The 14,284-nt window shown below is 67.4% G+C and carries 14 protein-coding genes and 1 tRNA gene; 7 read left to right on the top strand and 8 right to left on the bottom strand.

Annotated elements, in window-relative coordinates:
• Positions 1 to 23 precede the first annotated feature (23 nt).
• The 4 genes from I5E68_RS01995 to argH form a co-directional block, all read right to left on the bottom strand.
• The gene (locus tag I5E68_RS01995) at positions 24 to 824 is read right to left on the bottom strand and encodes a precorrin-2 dehydrogenase/sirohydrochlorin ferrochelatase family protein (RefSeq protein WP_197160265.1); all 801 of its coding nucleotides are present in this window, start codon (positions 822 to 824) and stop codon (positions 24 to 26) included.
• Positions 825 to 896: 72 nt separating this feature from the next.
• Positions 897 to 2,156, bottom strand: a complete 1,260-nt coding sequence (gene lysA, locus I5E68_RS01990) for a diaminopimelate decarboxylase (RefSeq protein ID WP_197160264.1) — start codon at positions 2,154 to 2,156, stop codon at positions 897 to 899.
• Positions 2,157 to 2,168: 12 nt separating this feature from the next.
• Positions 2,169 to 2,492, bottom strand: a complete 324-nt coding sequence (locus tag I5E68_RS01985) for a hypothetical protein (protein ID WP_323982064.1) — start codon at positions 2,490 to 2,492, stop codon at positions 2,169 to 2,171.
• A gap of 7 nt (positions 2,493 to 2,499) precedes the next feature.
• The gene (gene argH, locus I5E68_RS01980; RefSeq protein WP_197160263.1) at positions 2,500 to 3,873 is read right to left on the bottom strand and encodes an argininosuccinate lyase; all 1,374 of its coding nucleotides are present in this window, start codon (positions 3,871 to 3,873) and stop codon (positions 2,500 to 2,502) included.
• Positions 3,874 to 3,958: 85 nt separating this feature from the next.
• On the opposite strand from argH, the gene I5E68_RS01975 reads away from it, so the two are divergent.
• On the top strand, positions 3,959 to 4,507 hold the full coding sequence (locus I5E68_RS01975) for a TlpA family protein disulfide reductase (RefSeq protein ID WP_228726769.1): 549 nt from the start codon (positions 3,959 to 3,961) through the stop codon (positions 4,505 to 4,507).
• Positions 4,508 to 4,544: 37 nt separating this feature from the next.
• On the opposite strand, the gene I5E68_RS01970 is transcribed toward I5E68_RS01975, so the two are convergent.
• Positions 4,545 to 6,386: a methyl-accepting chemotaxis protein gene (locus tag I5E68_RS01970; protein ID WP_267449322.1), complete on the bottom strand. Its 1,842-nt coding sequence runs from the start codon at positions 6,384 to 6,386 to the stop codon at positions 4,545 to 4,547.
• A gap of 237 nt (positions 6,387 to 6,623) precedes the next feature.
• On the opposite strand from I5E68_RS01970, the gene coxB reads away from it, so the two are divergent.
• From coxB to I5E68_RS01940, 6 genes are all read left to right on the top strand, one after another.
• Positions 6,624 to 7,583, top strand: coding sequence for a cytochrome c oxidase subunit II (coxB, locus tag I5E68_RS01965; RefSeq protein ID WP_228726767.1), 960 nt, complete (start codon positions 6,624 to 6,626; stop codon positions 7,581 to 7,583).
• The gene (ctaD, locus tag I5E68_RS01960) at positions 7,580 to 10,102 is read left to right on the top strand and encodes a cytochrome c oxidase subunit I (RefSeq protein ID WP_197160260.1); all 2,523 of its coding nucleotides are present in this window, start codon (positions 7,580 to 7,582) and stop codon (positions 10,100 to 10,102) included. Before coxB ends, ctaD begins: the two co-directional genes overlap by 4 nt.
• On the top strand, positions 10,102 to 10,497 hold the full coding sequence (locus I5E68_RS01955; protein ID WP_228726765.1) for a hypothetical protein: 396 nt from the start codon (positions 10,102 to 10,104) through the stop codon (positions 10,495 to 10,497). The genes ctaD and I5E68_RS01955 overlap by 1 nt, the downstream gene beginning before the upstream one ends.
• Positions 10,494 to 11,105, top strand: coding sequence for a cytochrome c oxidase assembly protein (locus I5E68_RS01950; RefSeq protein WP_323982063.1), 612 nt, complete (start codon positions 10,494 to 10,496; stop codon positions 11,103 to 11,105). The genes I5E68_RS01955 and I5E68_RS01950 overlap by 4 nt, the downstream gene beginning before the upstream one ends.
• Positions 11,102 to 12,172 (top strand): c-type cytochrome, encoded by a 1,071-nt coding sequence (locus I5E68_RS01945; RefSeq protein ID WP_197160258.1) that lies wholly within the window; start codon positions 11,102 to 11,104, stop codon positions 12,170 to 12,172. Before I5E68_RS01950 ends, I5E68_RS01945 begins: the two co-directional genes overlap by 4 nt.
• Positions 12,173 to 12,219: 47 nt before the next feature.
• Positions 12,220 to 12,293 (top strand) — tRNA-Gly (locus I5E68_RS01940).
• A gap of 167 nt (positions 12,294 to 12,460) precedes the next feature.
• Here I5E68_RS01940 and I5E68_RS01935 read toward each other — a convergent pair.
• The 3 genes from I5E68_RS01935 to I5E68_RS01925 are packed head-to-tail and all read right to left on the bottom strand — an operon-like array spanning position 12,461 to position 14,134.
• Positions 12,461 to 12,697, bottom strand: coding sequence for a thioredoxin family protein (locus I5E68_RS01935; protein ID WP_197160256.1), 237 nt, complete (start codon positions 12,695 to 12,697; stop codon positions 12,461 to 12,463).
• Positions 12,698 to 12,714: 17 nt separating this feature from the next.
• Positions 12,715 to 13,770, bottom strand: a complete 1,056-nt coding sequence (locus tag I5E68_RS01930) for a permease (RefSeq protein WP_197160243.1) — start codon at positions 13,768 to 13,770, stop codon at positions 12,715 to 12,717.
• 1 nt (position 13,771) lies between these two features.
• Entirely contained in the window at positions 13,772 to 14,134 is a 363-nt protein-coding gene (locus I5E68_RS01925; protein ID WP_228726763.1) for an ArsR/SmtB family transcription factor, read from the bottom strand.
• Positions 14,135 to 14,284 lie beyond the last annotated feature (150 nt).

Raw genomic sequence — 14,284 nt, 5'->3', positions numbered from 1 at the left:
GGCGAAATAGGGCAACAGGCAGGTCAGGCCGATAAGGCACGGCGCAAAACGACCACCAATCCCGAAGCCGGCACTTCGGGCGAGGTATCCGGCAAGAGCTCGCCACGCACCGCATCGGCGCGCACGCGGGCGAGGATCGCGGCGGGGATTGCGGGCGCGGCCAGCACCGTATCGGCGGTCCCGAGCAGGCGGGCCTCGCGCAAGGTGAGGTCTTCGGGATCGTCGGAGCGCAAGGTGATTTCGGCAAGTCCGCCCTCGCCCGCATCGGGCGCGGCAATCCAGCGGGAAAAGCGCGCATCGCCCTCGCCGTCGACCAGCGGGTCAAGCGCGCCACCGGCAGCCAGGGCCGCGTCCAGCGCGCGACGGCGCTCACCGCTATCGGGAAAGCGCTTGCGCAAGGCTCCGCGCCCGACCTTGAGGGCGAGTGCCAGCCCGCCCAGCGTCTGCGGCAGCAGGGCCTCGAGGCGCAGACGCAGCTGCTTGGCAAGACCAGCCGAAGCCCCGCCGGTGCCGACCGCGACGAGGACCGGCGAGCGCTCGAGGATCGAGGGGACGGTGAAATCGCATAGCGCAGGGCGGTCCATCGCATTGACCAGCATACCCGCCGCGCGCGCACGCGCCGCATCGGCCTGCGCGCGCGCCTCTTCCTCGTGCGCGATGAAGGCCAGGCGCGCACCCTGCCCGGCCGCCGCATCGAGGTCATCGACGACCACGCCGCCCGCCCGCTCCACCAGCCGCCGCTTGGCATCGGCCCCGTCACCTTCGCCAAGGACGAGGACGGGGGCGTTGGAAATGCGGTGGAACAGCGGGAGCGTCTCGATCATGGACGCGAGGTTAGCGCGGCACCGCGGCGGCGTCGAGCGGGCCGCCGCGTGCAGACCTTCGTGCCGTCGCGCTCAGTCGAGCCAGTCGGGAACCTGCTCGGCAGCGAGGATCGTCGCGGGCTCGATACGCTCGGCAACGATCGCCCACTTGTCGCCATCGACCATGACCTCGGGCACCAGCGCGCGGCTGTTGTAGGTATTGGCCATCGTCGCGCCATAGGCGCCAGCAGTGCGGAACACTGCTAGGTCGCCTGCTTTGACCACGTCGATCTCGCGGTTCTTGGCAAAAGTGTCCGAGCTCTCGCAGATCGGCCCGACGACGTTGGCGAGCATGGTCTCGCCGGTCGGCTGGACCGCGGAAAAGTCGTGCCAGGCATCGTACATGGCGGGACGCGCGAGATCGTTCATCGCCGCATCGACCACGACCCACGGCGCGCTGGCACCTTCCTTGACGCGGATCACCTCGGTAACCAGCACACCGGCATTGCCGGTGATGACGCGGCCCGGCTCGAACATCACGGTCACACCCCAGTCGCCCGCGACTTCGGCCACCATCGCGCCGTATTCGGCAGGCGTGGGCAGGCTCTCGCCGGGCTTGTAGGGGACGCCAAGCCCCCCGCCGAGGTCCATGTGGCTGACGGTGAGGCCCTGCTCGCGCAGCTCGCGCATCAGCGCGCCCATCTTGACGAAGGCCTTGCGCGAGGGTTCGAGGTCCGAGATCTGGCTGCCGATGTGAACGGCGAGGCCATGCATCTCGAGCCCCTCGAGCGCAGAGAGACGCGCGTAGATCGCAGCGGCACGGTCGTAGGGCACGCCGAACTTGTTCTCGGCCTTGCCGGTCGAGATCTTGGCGTGAGTCCCGGCATCGACATCGGGATTTACGCGAAGCGCACAGGTCGCGCGCAGGCCCAGGCTCGCCGCGATCCCGGCAAGCTCGACGCCCTCTTCCTCGCTCTCGAGGTTGAACTGGCCGATCCCGGCCCTGACCGCCGCGGTCAGCTCGCGCTTCGACTTGCCGACGCCCGAGAAGACGATGTCGCCTGCGGGCATGCCTGCCGCCAGCGCGCGGTTCATCTCGCCCTCGGAGACGACGTCGGCGCCGTAGCCTTCACGCGCGAGGACGCGCAGCACCGCGAGGTTGGGGTTGGACTTCACCGCGAAGGCGATGTGCACCTTGGGCAGGGAGGACAGAGCCTCGCGGAAGACGCGGGCGTGGCGCTCGAGCGTGGCGCGCGAATAGACGTAGACCGGCGTGCCGACCTCGCAGCCGATCTCGGCCAGCGCCACCTGTTCGGCGTGAAGCGCGCCGTCACGAATTTCGAAATGGTCCATGGGATAATCCTGTCAGGGAATGTTTTCGGGAGGCGGCAGATCGAACGGATCGTCGTCGCGCTCCTCGGATCGCGTGCGCAGCTCGACGCTGCGTTTGGGGATCGCCAGCGTCGGCGTCTCGAGCAATTCCGCGCTCTTGGGCCGGTCCGCCCGGCCATAAGGCGGCGGCGGCATTTCCTTACCGGCGCGCGGCTTGAGGTCGGCGCGCTGGCCACACCCGGCCAATGCCCCGAGCGCAGTCACCAGAAGAGCGGCACGCATTGCCGCCCCCAGCCCCGAGCCCGACCTGGCCGGGGTGCCGTTCACAGACCCGGAAACTGCTGCGACGTCGATCACCTGCGCCTTACTCCATTCCAAGCGCGGCGCGGGCATCGGCCACACGCGCGCGCACCTGATCGGGCGCCGTCCCGCCGTGCGACTTGCGCGCGGCGACGGAGGCCTCGACCGAGAGCGCCTTGAATACGCGCTCGTCGATGCGGCTGTCGATCTCTTTCAGGTCCGCCAGCGGCAGCTGGTCGAGCGCGACACCGCGTGCCTCTGCGAGCTTCACCGCAGCGCCGGTGATGTGGTGCGCCTCGCGGAAGGGAATGTCGCCTTCGCGCACCAGCCAGTCGGCAAGGTCGGTCGCGGTGGCAAAGCCCATTTCGGCGGCCTGGCGCATACGATCGGTCTTGAAATCGCTTTCGGCGACCATGCCTGTCATCGCCGCGATCGAAAGCGCGAGCAGGCCGTGCGCCTCGAACACGGGCGGCTTGTCGTCCTGCATGTCCTTCGAATAGGCGAGCGGCAGACCCTTCATGGTCATCATCAGGCCGGTGAGGCAGCCCGCGATGCGGCCCGCGTGGCCGCGCACCAGCTCGGCGGCGTCCGGGTTCTTCTTCTGCGGCATGATCGAGCTGCCGGTCGAGAGCGAATCGGCCATGCGCACGAAGCCGAAGGGCTGGCTCGCCCAGATGATGAATTCCTCGGCGAGGCGCGAGAGGTGCAGCGAGCACTGGCTTGCCGCCATCAGGTAGTCGAGCGCGAAGTCGCGGTCCGAGACGGTATCGAGGCTGTTGGCTGTCGGCCCGTCGAAGCCCAGCGCTTTCGCGGTCATCTCACGGTCGATGGGAAAGCCGGTGCCGGCGAGCGCCGCGCTGCCGAGCGGCGAGCGGTTCATGCGCTCGCGGTTGTCGGCCAGGCGCGAGCGGTCGCGCGCGATCATCTCGTAATAGGCCATGAGATGATGGCCGAGCGTGACGGGCTGCGCGGTCTGCAGGTGAGTGAAGCCGGGCATGATCGAGGCCGCGTGGGTTCCGGCCTGCGCGACCAGCGCCTTCTGCAGCGCCTCGAGGCCTGCATCGACCTCGTCGATCGCCTCGCGCACCCAGAGCTTGAAGTCGGTCGCCACCTGATCGTTGCGGCTGCGCGCGGTATGCAGGCGCCCCGCGACCGGGCCGATCAGTTCGGCCAGCCGCGATTCGGTGGTCATGTGGATGTCCTCGAGGTCCCAGTTCTCGGGAACGCCACCGGCTTCGTACTCGGCGGCGACCTTGTCGAGCCCCTCGGTGATCGTCTGCGCGTCTGCCGCGGTGACGATGCCTTGCGCGCCGAGCATCGCGACATGCGCCTTGCTCGCCGCGATGTCCTGACGCCACAGTGCCTTGTCGAAGGGAATCGAGGCGTTTATCTCCCGCATGATCGCAGACGGTCCTTCGGCAAACCGTCCGCCCCACATCTGGTTGGAGCCCCCCGCCTTGTTGTCCAAAGCGCTGTCTTCCCGTTCGCTCAAGTCGCTCGTCCTATCTTCGCTAGCCGGGGCCATGGCCCTTGCGGTCGGCGGCTGCGATAGAAAAAGCGAGGAGACTGCGCAACCACAGGCTTCGCAAGCCTCGCCAGACGGCACCGGGGCGGCGGTCGCGCCCGCCGACGCCAAGCTCGACCGCAGCCACAAGGGCGAGCCGATGCCGGTGATCACGCTGGTCGACAATACCGGCGAGAGCCTCGATCTCGCCTCGCTCAAGGGCAAGCCGCTGCTGATCAACCTGTGGGCGAGCTGGTGCGCGCCGTGCATCGAGGAAATGCCCACGCTCGACGCGCTGATCGAGCGCGAGGACGAACTGGGGGTAACCGTGCTGCCGATCTCGCAGGACATGGGCCAACCCGACAAGGTCATCGACATCCTGCACCGCCGCAAGCTCGACAACGTCCAGCCCTGGCTCGACGAGCAGGGCGACCTCGGCTTCCAGTACGGCGGCAACCTGCCGATCACCGTCCTGTTCGACAGCAATGGCAAGGAGGTCTGGCGCTTCACCGGGGCCAACGACTGGTCGAGCCCAGAAGCGCTCAAGCTGATCGCCGAGGCCAGCTAACGCAGTTCGAACCGTCGGCGCGCTTGGGTTCGGTATCTCAGAATTCGGACCAGTCCGTGTCGACGGCGGCGCTGCCGACCGATAGCGCCGGACGCATGGGCGGAGCCGGTGACACCGCGCGGGCCGGCATCGGGCGAACGTTGCCTTCGCGGGCCGCCCCCCGACCACCGCCGAGATCGAAGCGGCGCACCAGCTGTCCCATGCGTTCGGCCTCCTCGGCCAGCCCGCGCGAGGCAGCGGTCGATTGCTCGACCAGCGCCGCGTTCTGCTGGGTCGCGGTGTCCATCTGACCGACAACCTCGTCGACCTGCCGGATGGTGTCGGTCTGCGCGCTCGCCGATTCGGCGATCTGGCGAATGAGGCCCGAGAGCGTGCCGGTCCGACTGACGATCTTGTCGAGCGCCTCGCGGGTGCGGCCCATCATCTCCTCGCCATTGCTGACGTCGGCGCCGCTCGCCTGGATGATGCCTGAAATCTCGCGCGCCGCCTCGGCCGAGCGTTCGGCAAGCGCGCGAACCTCTGTGGCGACGACCGCGAAGCCCTTGCCCGCCTCGCCCGCGCGGGCCGCCTCGACACCCGCATTGAGCGCAAGCAGATTGGTCTGGAAGGCGATGCCGTCGATCAGGGTGACGATTTCGGCCATGCGCTGGCTCGACTTCGAGATGGCCTCCATCGCCGTGACGGCGCGCTGCACGACCTCACCGCCCTGCACGGCCTCGTGCTCGGTTTCCGAGGCATTCTGGCGCGCGCTGTCGGCGACGTTGGCGGTTTCGGTCACCGCATCGCGCAACTCGCGAACTGCCGCCGCGGATTCCTCCAGCGCCGCAGCCTGGCTCGAGGTGCGGTTGGCAAGGTCATCGGCCGCGCTGGCGATCTCGCTCGAACCGTTGCCGACGTTGTCGGAGGCCTCCGCCACCTGGCTGAGCAGGCTGGCGAGGGTCTCGAGCGTCGCGTTGAAATCGACCCGCAGGCTTTCGTATTCGCCGGGGAAGCTACGCGAGATCGCACAGTCGAGCCGTCCGGCCTTGAGCGCGCCCAGCCCATGCCCGAGCTGCTCGACAACGACTTCCTGCGCGCGCGCCTGTTCGCGGGCCTGGGCCTCGGCACGCGCGGCGACGCCCTGCTTGATCGCCTCGAGCGCGCGAGCGATAGCGCCGATCTCGTCGGACTTCTCACCGCCGGGGACTTGCCGGTCGAGATTGCCGCCTGCCATCTCCTCCATGGCCCGCGTCAGCGCGGCGAGCGGTCGGTTGAGACGCATCTGCATCACCACCATGACGCCCACGCAGACCACGCCGATCGCCACCAGCAGGCCCGCGATCCAGTTGAACGAACTCGCGGTATCTGCCTGTCCGCGCACACCGGCCTCGTCGGCAATCTCGACGTTGTAGGCGAACTGCTTGTCGATCACCGTATCGAAGGCCGCGCCCAGCGGCTTGAGCTGGCGGTTGTAGCGCGCGGTCGCCTCGACGGTGCGGATCGCCAGCGATTCGCTTCGGACCGGCTCGACCGCGGCCTTCCAGCGCTCCCAGTTGTCGCGCAACTGGGAGAACATCTTGGCCTCCGTTTCATCCGAGACCAACGGCGCATAGCGTTCGAAACCGGCATCGGTGCGCGCGATCGCGGCGAGCAGCTCCTTGTCGATCTGCCGCGTCACCGATGGCGTCGGGGCGAGAATGTGCTGGGTGGTGAGCACGCGCGCCTGCCCGGCGCTCTGCGAAATATCGCCCAGGACCGAGAGGCTGGGGACAGTGTTTTCGGAGGAATAGGCCAGCGAATCGCCAAGCGTATCGATGAAACGCAGCGCCATCGTCCCGCTGAGCAACGCCAGCAGCGCCACCAGTGACGCCGCGACCATGGTGATGGTACGGATTTTCAAACTCGCCAGAATTTGCATGCGTCTCGCCGCCTCGCCTCGATCAGGAAATGCAGCGGGCATTAGGCCAGCCAGGCAAAGGAAGACCTCGCACGGACCTAGGCAAACCTACCGGGCCAGTCGCAAGGCTAACGCGCACAAGACACACTTTGTAACACTTTTGCCCGCGCCCCCGCCCGAACAAAGCGCGCGATCGAACGTTTCGCACGAGACAATGACCCGGGGCAAAGGGGCCAATCCTTGCGACGCACGTTACCGTTCGGCTGCCTGCTGCTGGCCGGATGCAACCACCACCAGAGCGCGGTGGCCCCGTTCGGGCGCGAGGCGAACGAGACGCTGACCCTGACCATGGTGCTTGTGGCAGGCGCGATAATCGTCGCGCTCGTCACCGCCGCCTTGTACGTCCGTGCCGTGCGCGCCCGCGAAGGCAGTCTCGACCACCGCGGCGGAATGCGGCTGGTCCTGTGGATGGGCGCGATAGTGCCGACCGTGCTGCTCACCGTGCTGCTGCTCTTCGCGCTGCCCGCCATGCGGCCGATGGAGACCGGTCCCGAGGACCTCGTGATCCGCGTCGAGGGCGAACAGTTCTGGTGGCGCGTCGCCTACCGGCCACCGGGCGAGGAGCCCCTTTTGTCTGCGAACGAAATCCGCGTGCCGACAGGGCGGCGGGTCCACCTCGTCCTTGCCGCGGGCGATGTCATTCACAGCTTCTGGATTCCGGGCCTTGCCGGCAAGATGGACATGATCCCGGGACGCGACAACGATCTCGTCGTCGAGGCCGAAAAGCCCGGCCGCTACCGGGGCGTGTGCGCAGAGTTCTGCGGGTTGAGCCATGCGCTCATGGCCTTCGAGGTGGTGGCGATGGAGCCCGAAGCCTTCGACGCGTGGCTCCTGGCGCAGCGCGGCGCATCGACCGGTGCCAGCGAGGGGCGCGGCGCGGCGCTGTTCACGCAAAACGGCTGCGGCGCGTGCCACGCGGTGCGCGGGACCGCGCACGATGCCGCGATCGGCCCGGACCTCTCGCGCTTCGGTGCGCGCACGAGCCTTGGCGCAGGCATCCTCGAGCCCACCCGAGCCAACATCGCCGCCTTCATCCGCGATCCGCAAGGTGCCAAGCCCGGCGCGCGCATGCCTGCCTACAAGACGATGAGCGAGGCCGACGCCAAGGCCATCGCCGCTTACCTCAAGGGACTGCAATGAGCCTGCACGAACAGGACGATCCGCGACTGCGCGCAGCCCAGGAAGAACGCCTGCGCGCGGTCTGGGCACCACCCAAGGGTCTGTTCCTCAAGTGGACCGACACCAACAACGACGCGGTCGGAGCCTGGTACGTGCTGACCGGCTTCGTGTTCATGCTCTTTGCGGGCGTGCTCGGCCTGATCATGCGCACGCAGCTGGCGGTGCCCGACAACGACCTCGTCGACGCGGGGACCTTCAACCAGCTATTCACGCTGCACGGCTCGATGATGATGTTCCTCTTCGCCGTGCCGATGTTCGAGGCGGTCTCGATCATCCTCCTGCCCCAGCTTCTGGGCGCGCGCGACCTGCCCTTCCCCCGGCTTTCCGCCTTCGGCTACTGGTCGTTCCTGATCGGCGGCGTCTTCGTCGGTGGCTCGATCCTGTTCAACGCCGCCCCCGACGGCGGCTGGTTCATGTACCCGCCACTGACGACGCGCACCGACCTCTCCGGGATCGGCGCGGACATCTGGATGCTGGGCCTCTCGTTCATCGAGGTCTCCTCGATCGCGGCGGCGGTCGAGCTGATCGTCGGCGTGCTTAAGTGCCGCCCGCCGGGCATGCGGCTCAACCTCATGCCGCTCTATGCCTGGTACATCCTCGTCGTCGCGGTGATGATCCTGTTCGCCTTCCCGCCGCTGATCGCGGGCGACGTTCTGTTCGAGATGGAGCGCCTGCTCGACTGGCCCTTCTTCGATGCCAGCCGGGGCGGCGACCCGCTGCTGTGGCAGCACCTGTTCTGGATCTTCGGCCACCCCGAGGTCTACATCGTGTTCCTGCCCTCGATCGCGCTTTTCGCGATGCTCGTGCCGACCTTCGCGCGGCGCCACCTGCTCGGCTACCCGTGGATCGTGCTCGCCGCCGTCGGGACCGCGTTCCTGTCCTTCGGGCTCTGGGTCCATCACATGTTCACTACCGGGCTGCCCAAGATCAGCCTTGGCTTCTTCTCGGCGGCTTCCGAGGCCGTGGCGATTCCGACCGCGGTGCAGATCTTCGTGTTCATCGCCACCTTGTGGGCGGGACGGGTCAAGTGGTCGACGCCGATGCTCTATGCCAGCGGCAGCCTCGCGGTCTTCGTCGTGGGCGGGCTGACCGGGGTCATGGTCGCGGTCGCCCCGTTCGACTGGCAGGCGCACGACACCTACTTCGTCGTCGCCCACCTGCACTACGTGCTGATCGGGGGGACGCTGCTGCCGCTCTTCGCCGGGCTCTACTACTACTGGCCGCTGATCACCGGTAAGAAGCTCTCCGACAGGCTGGGCCGCGTGGCCTTCTGGATGTGCTTTGCCGGGGTGAACCTTTGCTTCTTCCCGATGCATTTCTCTGGCCTCATGGGCATGCCGCGCCGCGTCTTCACCTATCCCGAGGCGCTGGGCATCGGCGGGCTCAACATGACCTCCACCATCGGCGCGTTCCTCTTCGCGGCGGGCGTCGCGGTAATCTGCGTGGACTTGTGCCTCTCGCCGCGCCGTCCCTTCGCGCCGCGCAACCCGTGGAACGCGGGCACGCTGGAATGGCTGGCCCATCCCCAGGACGAGCACTGGGGCATCCGCTCGATCCCGCTGATCGAGAGCCGCTACCCGATCTGGGACCAGAGCGACTTCATGAAGAAGGTCGACGAAGGCCGCTACTTCCTGCCCGATGCCGAGGAAGGACGCCGCGAGACGATCATCACCTCGGTGCTCGATGCGCGCCCGCTCGCGGTCGTGCGGCTGGGCACGCCGAGCTGGATCCCGATGGCGACCGCAGTGGCCCTGGGCGCGGTCTTCATCCTCACCACCTATCACCTCTACTGGCCCGCGCTTGTATGCGGTTTCGCGACGCTTGCCTGCGTGCTGGCCTGGCTGTGGACCGGCACCGCCGAAATTCCCGAAAAGCCCTCCAAGCCGATCGGCCACGGGATCGAGCTGCCGCTCTATCTCTCGGGCCGCAGCGCGCCGGGCTGGTGGGCGATGTTCATCACCATGATGGCCGATGCCACCGCCTTCTCCGGGCTCGTCTTCGGCTACTACTTCTTCTGGACCCGCCACCCCGACTTCCCGCCGCCCGAACTCGCCGGAGCGCCGGGCGTGCTGTGGCCGATGGTCGCGCTTGCAAGCGGGCTCGCCAGCTGGATCGCGACGCTCGCCGCGCGCAGCGCCAACCGGCGCGGCGCACTGCTCCCTGCAAGACTGCTGCTCGTCTTCGCCATTGGCGCCGCGCTCGTGAGTGCGGGAACGGGACTTGCAGGCCCTTGGCTCGGCGGCATGGACCCGACGCTCCATTCCTACCCCGCCATCGTGTGGACCATCGCCATCTGGACCTCGGCGCACGGCGCGATCGCCGCGATCATGCTCGCCTACGTCATCGCCCGTAGCCTTGCCGGCAGGATGACCGCGCAGCATGACGCGGACCTGCGCAACGTGACGGTCTACATGCATTTCTTCGCGCTGACGGTGGTCGTCGCCTACGCCACCCTCGGCCTGTTCCCGGAGGTCGCGTGATGGCAGACGAGATGAACAGCGAAGTGAAGCGCAAGTGGCACCAGCGCCTCGTCATCACCTTGTGGGTGCTGATCGTACCGCCCACGGCCTGGGCGGTGCACTTCCTGTTCTCCTACCTGTGGGCCGCGATCTCCTGCGCCAAGACCGGCAGCTTCGCGAGCGTGCCCTGGCTCTACGTCGCCGGAAGCGTGCTGGCGCTGGTCGTGATCGCGCTTTCGGGCTGGCTGGGCTGGAAGCAGTCGCGTACCCCGGGCGATCCCCCGCCCCACGAGGAAAGCACCGAGATCGACCGCCTGCGCTTCCTCGCGACCGCGACCTTGCTGCTGGCAGCGCTCAGCTTCGTGGGCGTGGTGTTCACCGCGCTCCCCGTCGTCTTCCTGAGGCAGTGCACGTGACCACCGCCCTCGCGCCCCGCCTGCGCCGCGCCACGCTCCTCGCCGGGATCGTGCTCGTCCCGCTCGGCTGGGCGCTGGCGGGGCTCGGCATGACCGGGCACATGGCCGGCCACATGATCGCGGTCGCGCTCGCAGCGCCCCTGCTTGCGGCTGGCCTTGCCGGCACCCGGCTCGATGCCGCCGCGCGCTTCCCCCGGCGCGTCACCCCGATGGCGATGATGCCGCTCGAGGCCGCGGTCGTGTGGGGCTGGCACCTGCCCTTGCTGCGCGACCTCGCCGATGCATCCTTGCTCGCCATGCTCGCCGAACAGGCCATGTTCCTCGCCAGTGGCTACCTGCTGTGGAACGCAGTGATCCACGCCCCGCAGCGTGCGGCAGGCGTGGGCGCTCTGCTCCTGACCTCGATGCACATGACCCTGCTCGGCGTGCTGATCGGCCTTGCGCCCCGCGCGCTCTACTGCGGCAGCCCCGCCTTCGGGCTCGACGCGCTCGCCGACCAGCAACTCGGCGCGGTCATCATGCTGCTGGTGGGCGCTGCCAGCTACCTCGTCGGCGGCCTTGCCCTGCTTGCCCTCATCCTCAAGTCGCCCGCGGAGAACCCGGCATGACCCTTCGCCTGACCTGGAAGCGCGTGATCGTGACGCTCGTCGGCCTCGCCCTTGCCGGGCTCCTCTTCGCCTGGTCGGGGCTGATGCAGATCTCGGCGAGCTCGGGCCACTGGGCGGTGACCGACTGGTTCCTGCACTGGACCATGCAGAACTCGGTGCGCACCTACAGCACCTTCCAGACGCCCGCGAAGGTACGCGACGACACTGCCCTCGTCAGCGCGGCAGGACACTTTCGCCAGGCCTGCCAGGTCTGCCACGGCGCGCCCGGCCATCGCCCTTCGCCAGTGATGCAGTCCGCCACTCCGCCCGCACCCGATCTTGCGAAGGTCGCAGGCCACTACACCGACCGCGAGCTGTTCTGGATCGTCAAGCACGGGGTCAAGTTCACCGGCATGCCCGCCTGGCCGACGCCCGAGCGCCCCGACGAGATCCGCCGCATGGTCGGCTTCCTGCGCGCCCTGCCCGCCATGAGCCCGCAGCGCTACGAGGAGCTGACCGCGCCGCGCCCCTCCAGCGCCCCGGAGAGCGCTCCGCCGCTCGCGCGCAGTCTCGCCGCCTGCACCGGCTGCCACGGCAGCGACGGCATGGGCCGCGAGCAGAGTGACATCCCCATCATCGCCGGACAGAAGGCCGACCACCTCTACCACACCCTGCGTGCCTATGCCGCGGGCAGCCGCCAGAGCGGCGCGATGCAGGTCGCCGCCGCCGCGCTCGACGAGGCGCAGATGCGCGCCCTTGCCGACCACTTCGCCGCCCTGCCGGGCCTTCGCGACGTCCCGCTTGCCGCCACGCATCCGCTCCTAGTCGGGGGAGACCGCCGCAAGCAGCTTCCCGCCTGCGCCTCGTGCCACGCGCCGGGACGCAAGGCTCCCTACATCGCCGGCCAGCATGCCGCCTACCTCACCGGCCGCCTCGAAGCCTGGCAGGGCGAAGAGACGACGATCGACGCGCACAAGCCCCAGGTCCCGATGCCCGTCATCGCCCGGCGTATCCCGGCAGACCAGATCGCCCCCCTCGCCCGCGCCCTCTCGCAGCAGCAGACCGCCCCCAAGCGCGAGCCCCATTGACGCGGCCCGCGTTTCGGTGCAATCGGCGCTCCTTCGCGCTACGAGACGCGGGTGTAGCTCAATGGTAGAGCAGCAGCTTCCCAAGCTGACGACGAGGGTTCGATTCCCTTCACCCGCTCCAGCGCCGCGTTTTCCGAAATATTCCGAAGATCGCAAAACGGCCCGCGAAGTCCGGCTCCGGGGCCTTGGCTTGTCTGGATATCACCCGTCGCGCGCTTCAGGTATCAAGCGGGGGCGAGGTCCATCTGGCGCCCATCGCGTACGATCACGTGATGCTACGTCGTGCGATCAGGACTGAAGCCAGCGCTTTAGATCGTCTTCCTTCGGCAACCCGCCGGAATGCACGAGCTTGCCATCGATCACGATGCCCGGTGTCGACACGATACCGTACCTCGCCATTTCGGCGTAGTCGGTGACCTTATCGATCGCGATGTCGCACCCGAGCTCCTTCGCGGCGGCCTCGACCATTTCCTGCGTGGCCTGACACCGTTTGCAACCGGGGCCGAGCACCTTGATGTCTTTCATCCCAAGCATCCTCTTCTTCAGGAATAGAGCGCGTTGAAAAGGTAACCCACGGCAAGGATACCTGAGCCTACGACGGCAATGAACACGCCGATCAGCTTGATGCTGAGGACCTTGCGCAAGATGATCATTTCGGGAAGCGACAGAGCGATCACCGACATCATGAAGGCCAGGACGGTGCCCAGCGCAGCCCCCTTGCCGAGCAGTGCCTCGATCACGGGAATGATCCCGGCTGCGTTGGAGTACATGGGAATACCCAGCAGGATGGCAGCCGGAACGGACCACCAGGCGTCAGCGCCCATGATTCCGGAAAGCAGGGCTGCCGGCACATAGCCATGGATAAACGCTCCGGCGGCAATTCCGGCGATCAACCAGTACCAGATCTTGCCGACGATCTCCTTCACGGCTTCCCAACCGGCCTCGAACCTGTCGCTCCAGCGAATATGTTCATCCACGAAATTCACGTCCGCGGCCTGAACTTCGCGCACCCAGGGCTCGAGCCAGCCTTCAAGGTGCAGCCGGCCGATCACCCAGCCCGAGACGATGGCCACGCCAAGGCCAAAGGCGAGATAGGTAAGGGCGACCTGCCAGCCCACGAGCGCAAACAACAGTCCCAGTGCGATCTCGTTGACCATGGGAGCCGCAATCAGGAACGAAAACGTCACACCGAGCGGAACGCCTGCCGACACGAAGCCGACGAACAGGGGCACAGCCGAGCAGGAACAAAACGGCGTCACGATGCCCAGATGCGCAGCTGCGATGTTGCCAAGCCCCTCGCGTTTGCCCGCGAGCAGAGCGCGGGTCCGTTCGGGTGAAAAGAAGCTGCGCACCACGCCCATGGCGAAGACCACCAGTGTCAGGAGCATCAGGACCTTGGGCGTATCGTAGAAGAAGAATTCGACCGAAGCGGCAAGATGACTGTCCGGCCTGATCGGCATCCGGGCCACGAGCCACCGGGACAACGGCTGCAACTGCGCATAGACCGCGAACCACGCAGCGAGCGCGAGGGCAATGCCGACGAACCACACGGACTGAGACTTCCGGGCCTGGCCAAGGGATGCAGAAAGCGTGTTCATGTCATGCAGCCTTCTTGTGGTCGAGGGCTTCGGAGCAAGTCGGCAGTGTATCGAGGACACGTTCGATAATGGCCACCCACCCGTCGGGGAGCGCGGTGCACTTGCGATACCGGACCCATTGCCCATCCCGGCGATCGACCACCAGTCCTGCCTTCTTCAGGCGCTGCATGTGCCGCGACATGCGCGATTGCGTCACGTCGAGGCGGCCCATGAGGTCGCACACACTGTGTTCATCGCCAACCCAGACGATCTGAAGCGCACGCAGTCGCGTGAGCTCTGCCAGGACGGCGAGGAGTTCGTCGACGTGCTGTGCCATGGCTGCACCATATGCGATGGAGCGCATATGCGCCTTGATGCGGATCAAGGCGCACCGGTCTGGATCGCGCAATACGCCAATCGCCGCGAACAATTCCAAATGGACCGATAGTCGAGCGGCTCTCTTGCCTCTTGCACATCTCGCGCAGTTTCAATCCAGCTCAGGAAGCAGGACCCGTCAGGCTTTCCCCGGCCCTGC

Source organism: Novosphingobium aureum (assembly GCF_015865035.1).
Classification (GTDB): Bacteria; Pseudomonadota; Alphaproteobacteria; order Sphingomonadales; family Sphingomonadaceae; genus Novosphingobium; species Novosphingobium aureum.
This window is presented reverse-complemented; position numbering and strand designations above follow the sequence as displayed.

Coding starts and splice junctions, on each gene's coding strand:
- I5E68_RS01995 (WP_197160265.1), bottom strand. CDS start 824: ATGATCGAGACGCTCCCGCTGTTCCACCGCATTTCCAACGCCCCCGTC.
- lysA (WP_197160264.1), bottom strand. CDS start 2,156: ATGGACCATTTCGAAATTCGTGACGGCGCGCTTCACGCCGAACAGGTG.
- argH (WP_197160263.1), bottom strand. CDS start 3,873: ATGTGGGGCGGACGGTTTGCCGAAGGACCGTCTGCGATCATGCGGGAG.
- I5E68_RS01975 (WP_228726769.1), top strand. CDS start 3,959: ATGGCCCTTGCGGTCGGCGGCTGCGATAGAAAAAGCGAGGAGACTGCG.
- ctaD (WP_197160260.1), top strand. CDS start 7,580: ATGAGCCTGCACGAACAGGACGATCCGCGACTGCGCGCAGCCCAGGAA.
- I5E68_RS01955 (WP_228726765.1), top strand. CDS start 10,102: ATGGCAGACGAGATGAACAGCGAAGTGAAGCGCAAGTGGCACCAGCGC.
- I5E68_RS01945 (WP_197160258.1), top strand. CDS start 11,102: ATGACCCTTCGCCTGACCTGGAAGCGCGTGATCGTGACGCTCGTCGGC.
- I5E68_RS01935 (WP_197160256.1), bottom strand. CDS start 12,697: ATGAAAGACATCAAGGTGCTCGGCCCCGGTTGCAAACGGTGTCAGGCC.
- I5E68_RS01930 (WP_197160243.1), bottom strand. CDS start 13,770: ATGAACACGCTTTCTGCATCCCTTGGCCAGGCCCGGAAGTCTCAGTCC.